Here is a 12,105-nt window from a genome sequence, read left to right as displayed (position 1 = left end):
GCCTGCCACGGACGTCTGCGACGTATCACAGGCTTCATTCGGCACCGTCGATTCAACGCATCCCGAATTTTTGCACGCCCGAAGAGGCCGCCCATATTGCGTCGTTGGTGGTGCACAACTTGGAGCCCGCAACCGTTTTCGATCCAACGACGGGTGCTTTGGTCGCGCATCCCATTCGTAACTCCGACAACGCGGTAATTGGCCCCACACAGGAAACTTTGCTGGTCCAAGCGATCAATCGCCGAATCGCGGCCGTTACCGAAACTAAGGTGCATCACGGTGAACCTTTGACCATTTTGCGATACGCGCCGGGACAACAATATAAGGCTCATCTCGACACGCTTTCGAATACAGCGAACCAGCGAGTCAAAACTGTCCTCATTTACCTCAACGACGGTTACAGCGGGGGCAAGACGACCTTCCCGCTTTTGCCGATCACCGTTGATGCCAAGGCGGGGGATGCGCTCGTCTTCGACAATGTCGACTCAGTCGGGCAACCGGAGCCCCTTTCGCGTCATGCGGGCTTACCGGTAGAGCGTGGCACAAAATGGTTGGCGACCCGTTGGATCCGTCATCATCCCATCGACCCCTGGAAAATGGGACAGCAAGCCTAATCCCACACCCGATCAAACCGCGCGCCAAGTCCGGTCAGCAGCTCATATTGCGACATGCCCGAAGCCGCTGCAGCCGCCGGCAGATCATACTCCAGAGCCACCCAATCGCCCTCGGCGAGCGCGGGTGCCGCATCGACGCAAATCGCGGTCAGATCCATCGACACACGCCCCACCACTGGCAAGCGAGCTCCTCCAGCCACCGCAACCCCGCGATTGCTGAAGCCGCGCCAATAGCCGTCGGCATAACCGATGTTGAGGATGGCAACTTCCATTGGCAGCGCCGGGGTATAGAGCGCGTTATATCCGATCGACTCGCCCGCCGCGACGGTGCGGCGTTGCAAAATCTGGGCTTCGGGCGTCACCACCTGTCGCACGACCGCCGCCAGTTCCGCCCGCGCCACCCCGCCATACAGCGCGAGACCCGGCCGGGTGAGGTCGAACGCATAATCGGCTCCCAGCGCGATTCCAGCCGAATTGGCCAGACTCATCCGCCGCGCGGCAGTTCGCCCCTCAAGCGCGCGAAAAGCGGTCGCCTGACGTGCGTTCATCGCGCTGTCCTCATCGGCGCAGGCCAGATGGCTGAGCAGCGTATCGATCTGGAGGTCATCGAGCAGACCGCCTCGCACCTCCTCGGGCGCGACCCCGAGCCGGTTGATGCCGGTGTCGACCATCACGTCGCAACGCCCGCCCCCGGCATCACGCCAGCGCGCCACCTGTGCAGCGCTATTGAGCACCGGTCGGGCAATGCCACTGAGCGCCAGCGGCATGTCTTCCGCACGCACGCCGTGCAGAACCGCCACGTCGAGCCCGCAATCGGCAAGCGCTGCCGCCTCGCTCCAGCTCGCGACAAAGAAATCGCGCGTCCCCGCAGCGGCCAACCGGGTCGCGACCCCGCGTGCGCCCAGGCCATAGCCATCGGCCTTGATCGCCGCGCCGCATGCCGCCGCCCCGCTCAGACGATCGAGCGCGCGCCAGTTGGCGATCAAGGCGTCGGGATCAAGGCGGAGGCGAAGCGGTGCGGTCATCCCAGCCGGTTAGCGCTCCGCGCTACGCGGCGCTAGTCCGCGCTCGCCGTCCCCGGCTTGCCCTCTTCGAGGCCGAACAACGTCACGACCAGCGCCATCGCCACCACGACCACGGTGTACCACAAACCCGAATAGGGATTGCCGGTATGGACAACGATCATCTGACTGATCAGCGGCAGGAACCCGCCGAAATAGCCGGTGCCAATATGATAGGGGATCGACATCGAGCTATAGCGAATGCGCGGCGGAAACAGCTCGGTGAGCAACGCTGCGACTGGGCCATAGGTGATGCCCGACAAGGCACTGAGGGCAAGAATCGCCAGCAAAATCAGGGCAATGTTGCCCGGCTTTGGAATCACGGGCGACAGATCATAGCCTGCACGCGTGAGCGCTGCCTCAAGGCCCGCATCGCTCATGTCGTCGACACCCACGCCGCCAACAATGACCAGCGTCACCGGGGTACGCGCCTTGGCGTAAGGGATCCCCTTTTTAGCAAGATAGTCGACCAGGCGGCGACATTCACCCGACTGCTTCGTCGGGAACAGCATCGGAAACATCTCGGGCAGCACTTCATGCGAGCAGGCTGGACCCGACACCACCACAGGAGCGCGCTTCGCGGCACGCGCCAGCTCCGGATTCGCGGCACCGCCCATCACCCAGAAGATCGGAAAGATCAGCACGAGCGTCAGGGCATAGCCAAGGACGATCGGCGTCTTGCGCCCGACCTTGTCCGACAGCCATCCGAACAGCACGAAAAAGCCAAGGCCGAACAGGGCCCCCACCCCGACGATCACTTGCGCCACCGTTTCCTGCACGCGCATCGTGCCTTGCAGGAACGACAGAACGGTAAACATGGCGGTGTACCAGATCACCGTCAGCCCCGCCGCTATGCCGAACAAGGCGACGAACAGCCGCTTGAGATTGCCCTGATAGGTAAAGCTCTCAACGAATGGGTTTCCGGCGCATTCGCCAGCCGCTTTCATTTGCTGGAACACCGGACTTTCCGACAGTTTTAGCCGCATCCATAGTGATCCGACGAGGAGCACGATCGAAAACAAGAAGGGCACGCGCCAGCCCCAGTCGCTCCATACCCCTGGCGACATTGCTCCCTTGGTCAGCAGCACGATGGCCAGGCTGAGGATGAACCCACCCGCTACGCTCGCCTGAATGAAGCTGGTGTAGAAGCCGCGCCTCTCCGGCGGCGAGTGCTCCGCAACATAGATTGCCGCACCGCCATATTCGCCGCCCAGCGCCAATCCTTGCAGGATGCGCAAGCCGAGCACGATGAACGGGGCTCCAAGGCCGATCACCGCAGCCGAGGGCACCAGTCCGACGCCCGCCGTGGCGAGGCCCATCACCGTAATCGTGACAAGGAAGGTATATTTGCGGCCGAGCGTGTCGCCGAGATAGCCAAACAGGACGGCCCCAAGGGGGCGAAATCCGAACCCGACCGCAAAGCCGCCCCACGCATACAGCGTCTGCAACAATTCGCTCTGGGCCGGGAAAAACGTACGCCCGATGATGCCCGACGCCGCGAGTGTCCCGTAGATAAAAAAGTCATACCATTCGAAAACTGTGCCCAGCGACGAGGCAGCAATAATCAACTGAATGTCCTTGCGGCTGGGTATCGCCGCGGATCCTGGATCTGCAGCCCCATCCAAGAACGTCGCCATTGTCTTCCCCCAACTACCGATGCGCCCTCCGGCGAGCGGTGAGATTAGGCGGATTTATCTCTGCGGCAACCCAGCTCGGGCCGAGCCTGCCAGACGATCCCACCAGGATCATCGTCACCCACATGGAAATGGCGTGATCCTAGGTTACCAAATGACAAATTTGTGCACCGCAACACAAATAGCACGAATAATTTATCATCATTATTGAGGAAAAGATGATCTATTCATGTTTTTTACGACAAAATGGCCTATATAAGGTCAATAGAGTGCATCTGTACCGGACAAAGAACATGAGAGTACGTTCCTTTGACCGTTTTCCGTCCACCGCCACTCAGGACAGCCGCCCTGTCCCGCCTGGAACGGGTTTTTTGATTGGCGGTCTCCTGTCCTTGGGTCTCTGGGCTGCAATCGCGGCGGTCGCCTTTGTCATATAATCGCTCCCGCCCGATCAACAGGATCGGTCTGCGAACGCCATCGCAATCCGCGCGTTGACGATCAGGTTGCCCGAGATCATCGGCGACCTTGCGGGTGGATCAAAGGACTTTAGGACGTGAAATGCGCTCGGCGGGTAGGGGGCGGCCATCCCGGAAGGGGTGCGAGGCGCGCGCTGCAACCGCTGACGCACCGCCTGATAACCGCGGCGAACAAAACCGTCTCCGAAAGCAGGCCGCTGGTACGGATACGCAACGGCGTGTTCCTCGCGAAGTAAAGCCAAAGTTGGCTTCAAAAGCAGCCCGGGCTTTTCGGTTTCGGGCTCGGCGGCGATTGGTACCACTTCATGCTGGCACGTGGCTGGCATGGCTTCCATCTCTGCATTCACAGGCTCAGCCGCCACATCGCGCACCGGCTGAAGCACATAAGGCGCGACCACCTGCTGCGTCGGGTCTGGAACCGGGATCCCACCTGCAATTATTCCCACGCGAACCCGGCCCGCCAGTTCGGCATCGAGGACCGCGCCCCATAATATCTCGGTGCCATCCGGGAGGTTTGCCCGCAGGCTCGTAATCGCCTCCTCCACTTCGAACAGAGTAAGCTCTTCTCCACCCGCAACCGTGACCAGCAGACGCCGCGCGGTTCCCGGCAGCCCCTCCAGCAAGGGATTACATAAGGCGGATCGGGCGGCGTTGGCAGCACGATCCCAACCGACGCAGCGCTCCCCAAAGCCGATCACCGCGTCCCCAGTCGATGCCAGCAGCGATCGCAAATCCGCGACACTTACCCGCTTCAGCGCAGGCTCCTCCAGGAGCAAGGCGAAATCGGTAGCGCTTTCTCCGATGATCGAGTCCGACAACCGCAGAGCGTCGCTCAATGTGGTGTCGCGACCAATGACCCCCAGCAGTTTCTGGTTGCACACCGTTACCATCACATCGACCTGCGCGCGAAAGTCAGCGGCACCCAAATCGGCGGTCCGTGCCCGGCGCTTGCCTTCAAAGGCGAACGGCTTCGTCGCCACACCAATAGTCAGGATGCCGAGGTCGCGTGCCGCTTTGGCGATGACCGGGGCGGCACCGGTTCCCGTGCCACCCCCCAGGCCCGCGGCGATGAAGCACAGCGACGCGCCCTGCAGCGCCTCGATAATCTCGGGCAAGGCTTCTTCCGCAGCCGCGCGCCCGATCTCGGGCCGACCGCCAGCACCCAGCCCAGCCGTAATTTGCCGACCAAGCTGCAAACGATTGGCCGCAGGCACCGCGCGCATCGCCTGCACATCCGTGTTCGCGCATAAAATGGTCATGCCGCAGTCCGGACGCCCCAACAGCGCGCGAACGGCATTGCCGCCCGCTCCCCCCACCCCGAACACGACCAAGCGACCGTGATCGCTCTTCGCTTGCCCACCCGTCATACCGATGCTCCAGAGAATCGCTTCACCTAATGGTGTGATGCGCGACACCTGCTCCGAACGATCATAGTTAACGATACAGTATCTTTACAGTGACGGAGAACTTGACCGTCAATAATCCTGCATTGTTACGCATCAGAAATGATGAATCATTCTTTAGTATGTAAAGTCGGATCCTGGGGCCTCCGCAACATTACGGGTAGGGTGAACCCCATAAAGTAGATCTACTCTATTCCCCGAATCGTTTTCGGAGCGTTAACCATAAGCTCGGAAGCGAGGGGCTTTAGACATGGACGAACTTTTTATCGGCAGCGCGCTTTGTGAAGTGACCGAATGGGGCGACATCTTGTTGCCACGTCGCTTCCACCAAACATTGCGGCTTCGCTCGGCCGAGCATTCGCTGTTCATTGGGCTGCACGAGGAATCGCCCTGCCTGATCGCGTTCGATCGGCTGCACGCCATGCAACGGCAATTCGAAGTCGCCGAAAAGCTGGCGGCGTCACCCGGCGGCTTCCAGGACCATCATCGCCTGCGGCGCACCTATGGCTTTGTCGACGAGGCACCGGTCGCCCCGGACGGGATGATGACGCTGCCGCGAATCATGCGCGAACGTGGCGCGATTGGGGACTTTGCCCTGCTCGTTGCCACCGGGGCTCGCTTCGAAATTTGGGACATGGCGTATGTGCTCGATCATGGCCCGTCCGATCTCGTCACGCTCGCAACGCTTTTGCGGGCCAGCCAAATTGCACATGAGGTAAACGATGTCGCTGTTATGTCACCTGCTCGGGCATCGGGCCCGACCCTCTATCCAGCACAATCAGGGGTTCGCGTTCAGTGTCTGCCAGCGTTGCAGCCGCGACATGATCCGGTCGGCAGGCGCGCCGCCCACCAGTAAATGGAAGGAAGTTCCCGAAGGATTTCGCGTGTCCCGCAAAACCCCCAAACACCAGCGCCTTGCGGCCACCCCGCCGATGATGCCACGGCCACGCTCCACCATGATCGATCTGGTGCATATCGGCGCTGCCGCCTTGTTCTGGCATCTGCGGGACATGATCGAGACGCCCCCGCTGCGCCCCGCCAAGGTGCTTCGGATACCGCTGCTTTAAGCAGTGCGGTCGAGCGCTTGCGCGATCGCATCGGCCGCGGCGTCCGCTCCGTTTTCGTCGGCCATGCATCGCGCGATTTCGGCGGCGACGGCGCTATATTTGGGGTCGCGTAACAGACACCCGATGCGCCGCGTCGCGCGCGCGGCCGAGAAGCGGTCCGCCCGCAACCGTAACCCTGCGCCCAGCCGCGCGATGCGGTGTCCGTGATCGTTCTGATCCCCCATATGCGGCACCACCAACTGCGGCTTGCCCGCGCGCAGCGCCTGGCCCGTCGTCCCGACTCCGCCATGCTGGATGATCGCAGCGGCGCTTTGGAACAGCAACGAATGCGGCGCATAGCCGCAACGCAACACATCGCCCTCGATCGTCGGCGCAGCATCCCCGCCGACCAGCAGTACCGCCCGCATCCCTAACCGCCGCGAAACCTCAGCAGCCGTATCGTAAAAGCCCCCGGCACTGTTCACGGCGAAGGAGCCGAGCGTGAAGACCAGCGGCGGCGGCCCTGCGGCGAGGAAATCCGCCAACGCCGGATCGAGCGTCTCCTCGCTTCCGCTATCGCTGTCGAAAACGGGAAAGCCGACAATCTTGGTCGACGGCGGCGCGTCGGGCGGCAACGGGGCGAGTTGCGGCGAATAACATCCCAGTTGCAAAATGGAGCGCGCGTCGGGCTCCAGCGCACGCCGCGCACCCTTGGGCGGCAAGCCGTGCTCCGCCCGCACACGATCGAACCGCCGACCGTACAGCCCATGCAGAACCCGCCGCAGCACCGTATAAGCCGTGCGGTTCCATACACGCCCAACGCGTCCGACCGGCTGATCGCGCATCATCCAGAAATCGGGCGTGCGCGGCGGATCATAAGCCGACAGCATTGCCATGGGTTGCAGGATCACGGAAATCAGCGGCAAGTTGCGCTTTTCGGCGATCATCGGTGCGGCAAACACGAAAATCGAGGCGACAATCGCCTCGGCATCCGCCGCCACCGCATCGAGCGCGCGCGTGCAATCCGAAAGGCCCGGCAACAAAACCTGTTCGAGCATGACGCGCTGATTGGCGATGACCCGCCGAACCGCCTCTTCATGGCTCAACCCCATGCGTTTCTGCACCGCATCAAAGCCGGGCAGAATCGCCACAGCCTCCAAGCCGGCGCGGCGACATTTGGCCACCTGGTCCTCGGGCACCGCCAGTACCGGGGTGAAGCCCCGTTTGCGTAGCGCCAGCCCGATCGCGATGAACGGGTGAAGATCGCCTAACGTCCCGATGGTGGTGAGAACGACTTTACGCATTGCGATCCCACTGGTCGCGTCAGCGCATCGCGTCCAGTCCCTTCCTGCTCGGGATCGTAGCATTTTTTCCGATAGAGCACGTGTTTGCTACGGGTGGGCCGGATCGCGCGCGGCCGCCAAATTGCATCGGATGACGGAGCCATGAAGCCCCTCGCTTATTGCCCTCCGCGCAAGTCCAGCCTTGCAGAAACGCGGTGCGGGCCCTATTATGTCTGAGTTATTTTTGAAAGGCCTTCCCGTGATCGATGGTTCTATTTTGATCGGTGCCGACGCTCGTCAGGCAACAACACGATTCACCACGGTAAACCCGGCCACCGGCGAATCTCTGACCCCGAGCTTTTCGTCTGCGGACCGCGACGCGGTCAACGCTGCCACGGCGTTGGCGCAGGCCGCCTTTCCGGCTTATGCCGCGACCGACCTGCCGACTCGCGCTGCCTTTCTGGAAGCGATTGCCGACAATATCGTCGCGATTGGCGACGACCTGATCGTCCGCGCGATGGCCGAAAGCGGCCTCCCCCGTGCGCGCCTGGAGGGCGAGCGTGGCCGTACCGTCGGCCAGCTCAAGCTGTTCGCGCAAGTGGTGCGCCAGGGCGACTGGCTCGACGCGACGATCGACCCCGCGTTGCCTGATCGCGCCCCCTTGCCCCGCCCCGACTTGCGCCGCATCAACGTGCCCGTCGGCCCGGTCGCGGTGTTCGGAGCCTCCAACTTCCCGCTCGCTTTCTCCGTTGCGGGCGGCGATACCGCCTCGGCACTGGCGGCCGGCTGTCCGGTGATCGTGAAGGGCCATCCGGCGCATCCCGGCACCGGTGAATTGGTAGCACGCGCCATTGCCGCTGCGGTCGCATCGAGCGGCCTGCCCGCCGGTGTCTTCTCGTATCTGCCGGGCGACACCAATGATCTGGGCGGCGCACTCGTCGCCGACCCGCGCGTACAGGCGGTCGGCTTTACCGGCTCGCGCGGCGGCGGCCTCGCGCTGATGCGGATCGCCGCCGAGCGTGCGCAGCCGATCCCGGTCTATGCCGAGATGTCGAGCATCAACCCGGTGGTCGTGTTCCCCGCCGCGCTTGCCGCGCGCGGACCGGAGATCGCCGCCGGTTTCGTCCAGTCGCTGACGATGGGCGCAGGCCAGTTCTGCACCAATCCCGGTCTGATCCTGGCGCTCGACAGCCCCGAACTCGATGCCTTCGTCGCGGAAGCGGGCAAGCTGCTTTCGGGCACGCAGCCGCTGACGATGCTCACCCCCGGCATCCACGCCAGCTTCGACAAGGGCGTCGAAGCGCTCGCCACGCATGACGCGGTGCGCACCATCGCGCGCGGCTGCCCCAGCGCCGGACCAAACCAGGCGGTTGGTGCCCTGTTCGAAACCGACGCCAGCCATTTCCTGGCCGACCGCGCGCTCGGCCATGAAGTCTTCGGTTCGTCGTCGATCATCGTGCGGTGCCGCGATCTGGGTGAACTCGCGCAAGTGATCGCCGGGCTTGAAGGGCAATTGACCGCGACGTTGCAATTGGATGCAGCCGACGAGGCCGCTGCCGCGACATTGATCCCCGTCCTCGCACAGCGTGTTGGCCGCATTCTGGCCAATGGCTGGCCGACCGGCGTCGAAGTGTGCCACGCCATGGTGCATGGCGGCCCCTACCCCGCCACCAGCGACGGGCGGACGACCTCGGTCGGTACGCTGGCCATCTATCGCTTCTTGCGCCCGGTTGCCTTCCAGAACCTGGCTCCGGCACTGCTCCCGGTCGCGGTGCGCGACGGCAATCCGTGGGACATCGCCCGTCGGGTTGACGGACTCCGCGAAGCCTCCGCGCGATGATCGGACGCGCCCGTCAGGGTGTGCGGTGGGATATCCCCATGCCTTCCTGCCGGGCGCGTGATCCGCTAGGCTGGGTCTTCATGACCCAGCCACCGTCTCGATGATGGAAGACGACCGCGTCTTCTCGCCGCGCATTCACGGCACCATCGCGCACGATATCGGCGTGGAAATCGTCAGCGGGATGCGCAAGCCCGGCGACGTGTTCGGCGGTGAAATCGAAGCGAGCGAAGCGCTGGGCGTCTCCCGCACCGCCTATCGCGAGGCGATCCGCATCCTCGCCGCCAAGGGGCTGGTCGAAAGCCGCCCCAAGGCGGGCACGCGCGTGACGCCGCGCAGCCGCTGGAACATGCTCGACGTCGACGTACTCGCCTGGACGTTCGAGGGTGAACCCGACACCGACTTCATCATCGACCTGTTCGAATTGCGCGGCGTGATCGAGCCTGCCGCCGCCGCCTTTGCCGCCGCGCGCCGCACCGATGCCGATCTGGCCGAGATGCGATCGGCGCTCGATGCGATGAAGCATTATGGGCTGGCGGATGCGCGCGGCCAGAGCGCCGACCAGCAGTTCCACCGTGCGATCCTGGCGGCCGCGCGCAACACCCCGCTGGCGACGCTCGCCAATTCGGTTGGTGCGGCGGTGCGCTGGACCACCAAATTCAAGCAGCGCAAGCGCGCTTTGCCGCGCGACCCGCTGCCCGACCATGTGCGGGTGCTCGACGCAATCGCCGCCAGCGATGCAGACGCCGCGCGCGAGGCAATGGTGACGCTGCTGAAGCTCGCGCTCCGCGACATGGGGCTCGCGCAGCGCGGCTAACCCCGGCGCTCGCCGATCAGCGGCGAGCACCGGGATTTCCCATCAATGGTTGTCGCGCGGCAGGCCGCGCGTCTGCGCGATCCGCTGATAGGCCTCTGCCCCTTCCAGGATCGCGCCCGAACCGAGCTGACCGACCACGGCACGCTGGATCTCCTGCCACGGCGTCTGCGAGGCGGGGTAGCGATAGCCGCCTGCCGCCGCGAACGCCGCACGGCGCTCCTCCAGTTCGGCATCATCGATCAGCAGATCGGCAGTGCCGCGCATCAAGTCGATCCGCACGCGGTCGCCATCGCGCAGCAGCGCCAGCGTGCCGCCAACCGCTGCTTCGGGCGACGCATTGAGGATCGACGGGCTGCCGCTGGTGCCCGACTGGCGCCCGTCGCCGATGCAGGGCAACGAGTGGATGCCATCGAGGATCAGATGCGCTGGCGGGCGCATGTTCACCACTTCCGCCGCGCCCGGATAACCGACCGGCCCCGCGCCGCGCATCACCAGCAGCGTGGCTGGCGTGATACCGGTAGAAATCTGGTCGATGCGCGCGTGATAATCCTCAGGGCCATCGAACACGACCACCGGCCCCTCGAACGCCTCGGGATCGTCGGGGTTGGACAGATAGCGTTCGCGAAATTCGGGCGAGATCACGCTGGTCTTCATGATGGCGCTGTCAAACAGATTGCCCGACAGCACGACAAAGCCCGCCGACGCCAATAACGGCGTGTCAAAGGGCCGGATCACATCCTCATTCTCGATCACCGCGCTGCGGCAATTGTCGCCGATCGTCTTGCCGTTCACGGTCATCGCGCCCTCGGCGATCAGGCCGTGCTGGATCAACTGCGCGACCACGGCGGGGACGCCACCAGCACGATAATAATCCTCGCCCAGATATTCGCCTGCTGGCTGCAAATTGACCAATAGCGGCACGTCGAGGCCATGCTCTTCCCAGGTCTTGAGCGGGACGTCGACGCCGATATGCCGCGCGATCGCGGTGAGATGGATCGGCGCGTTGGTCGATCCGCCGATCGCGGAATTGACCGCGATCGCATTGAGGAAGGCGCCCTTGGTCAGGATGTCGGAGGGCTTGAGGTCTTCCGCCACCATCTCGACGATGCGCTTGCCGGTGTAATAGGCGCATTCCTGCCGGTCACGATAGGGTGCCGGAATCGCCGCCGATCCGGGGAGCGACATGCCCAGCGCCTCGGCCAGGCTGTTCATCGTCGTCGCGGTGCCCATCGTGTTGCAATAGCCGGTCGACGGTGCCGACGAAGCAACGAGGCGGATGAATTCGGCATCGTCAATCTCGCCCGCCGCGAGCAACTCGCGCGCCTTCCACACGATCGTGCCCGAGCCGGTGCGCTCGCCCTTGTGCCAGCCATTGAGCATCGGCCCGACCGACAGCGCGATCGCCGGGATGTTCACGGTCGCCGCCGCCATCAGGCAGGCAGGCGTGGTCTTGTCGCACCCGATCGTCAGCACAACGCCGTCGAGCGGATAACCATAGATCGTCTCGACCAGGCTGAGATAGGCAAGGTTGCGGTCCAGCCCGGCGGTCGGCCGTTTGCCGGTCTCCTGGATCGGATGGACCGGGAATTCGAGCACGATGCCGCCCGCCTCGCGAATGCCCTCGCGCACGCGCTCGGCCAGGACGAGATGGTGACGGTTGCACGGGCTGAGATCGGAGCCCGTCTGCGCGATGCCGATGATCGGCTTGCCCGAACGCAGTTCCTCCAGGCTCAACCCGAAATTGAGATACCGCTCCAGATACAGCGCGGTCATGTCGATGTTATCGGGGTTGTCGAACCATGCGCGACTGCGGAGCTTGAAGGGGGGGGAACCGGTCATTGAGATACTCCGCGTCTGGACGACTTTGTTCCCGGATATACTCAGACAATTATAAGATCAATGCGCACGCGACCAAAGTCGAACCGCAGATGGCT

Annotated in this window: 10 protein-coding genes; 5 read left to right on the top strand and 5 right to left on the bottom strand. The window is 63.6% G+C overall.

The window, feature by feature from the left end; genetic code table 11:
• Positions 1-614: prolyl hydroxylase family protein (locus EJC47_RS12095; RefSeq protein ID WP_185867656.1), on the top strand; the 614-nt coding region annotated here is incomplete at its 5' end.
• Here the strand turns inward: EJC47_RS12095 and EJC47_RS12090 are convergent.
• From EJC47_RS12090 to EJC47_RS12080, 3 genes are all read right to left on the bottom strand, one after another.
• The gene (locus EJC47_RS12090; protein ID WP_126847941.1) at positions 611-1,639 is read right to left on the bottom strand and encodes an alanine racemase; all 1,029 of its coding nucleotides are present in this window, start codon (positions 1,637-1,639) and stop codon (positions 611-613) included. The genes EJC47_RS12095 and EJC47_RS12090 overlap by 4 nt on opposite strands.
• Positions 1,640-1,671: 32 nt before the next feature.
• A complete protein-coding gene (locus tag EJC47_RS12085; RefSeq protein ID WP_185867655.1) occupies positions 1,672-3,312 on the bottom strand; it encodes an MFS transporter in 1,641 nt (546 codons plus the stop codon).
• Positions 3,313-3,760: 448 nt separating this feature from the next.
• The gene (locus tag EJC47_RS12080; protein ID WP_126847938.1) at positions 3,761-5,152 is read right to left on the bottom strand and encodes a cell division protein FtsZ; all 1,392 of its coding nucleotides are present in this window, start codon (positions 5,150-5,152) and stop codon (positions 3,761-3,763) included.
• Positions 5,153-5,438: 286 nt separating this feature from the next.
• Here EJC47_RS12080 and EJC47_RS12075 point away from each other — a divergent pair, with 286 nt between their 5' ends.
• Together EJC47_RS12075 and EJC47_RS12070 are read left to right on the top strand one after the other, a co-directional pair.
• The gene (locus EJC47_RS12075) at positions 5,439-6,044 is read left to right on the top strand and encodes a division/cell wall cluster transcriptional repressor MraZ (RefSeq protein WP_126847936.1); all 606 of its coding nucleotides are present in this window, start codon (positions 5,439-5,441) and stop codon (positions 6,042-6,044) included.
• 28 nt (positions 6,045-6,072) lie between these two features.
• A complete protein-coding gene (locus EJC47_RS12070; protein WP_033966465.1) occupies positions 6,073-6,255 on the top strand; it encodes a hypothetical protein in 183 nt (60 codons plus the stop codon).
• On the opposite strand, the gene EJC47_RS12065 is transcribed toward EJC47_RS12070, so the two are convergent.
• A complete protein-coding gene (locus EJC47_RS12065; protein ID WP_033966463.1) occupies positions 6,252-7,538 on the bottom strand; it encodes a glycosyltransferase in 1,287 nt (428 codons plus the stop codon). The genes EJC47_RS12070 and EJC47_RS12065 overlap by 4 nt on opposite strands.
• Positions 7,539-7,776: 238 nt before the next feature.
• On the opposite strand from EJC47_RS12065, the gene EJC47_RS12060 reads away from it, so the two are divergent.
• The gene (locus EJC47_RS12060) at positions 7,777-9,357 is read left to right on the top strand and encodes an aldehyde dehydrogenase (NADP(+)) (protein ID WP_126847934.1); all 1,581 of its coding nucleotides are present in this window, start codon (positions 7,777-7,779) and stop codon (positions 9,355-9,357) included.
• A gap of 103 nt (positions 9,358-9,460) precedes the next feature.
• Positions 9,461-10,171 carry a FadR/GntR family transcriptional regulator gene (locus tag EJC47_RS12055; protein WP_126847977.1) on the top strand — a complete coding sequence of 237 codons (711 nt, stop codon included), beginning with the start codon at positions 9,461-9,463 and terminating at the stop codon, positions 10,169-10,171.
• A 42-nt stretch (positions 10,172-10,213) separates the two neighbouring features.
• Here EJC47_RS12055 and EJC47_RS12050 read toward each other — a convergent pair whose 3' ends face one another.
• The gene (locus tag EJC47_RS12050) at positions 10,214-12,010 is read right to left on the bottom strand and encodes an IlvD/Edd family dehydratase (protein ID WP_126847932.1); all 1,797 of its coding nucleotides are present in this window, start codon (positions 12,008-12,010) and stop codon (positions 10,214-10,216) included.
• Between the last annotated feature and the right edge of the window lie 95 nt (positions 12,011-12,105).

Source organism: Sphingomonas sp. TF3 (genome assembly GCF_003985085.1).
In the GTDB taxonomy this organism is placed as follows: domain Bacteria; phylum Pseudomonadota; class Alphaproteobacteria; order Sphingomonadales; family Sphingomonadaceae; genus Sphingomonas.
The sequence above is the reverse complement of the archived record's forward strand: the minus strand, read 5'-3'. Positions and strand labels throughout refer to the sequence as shown.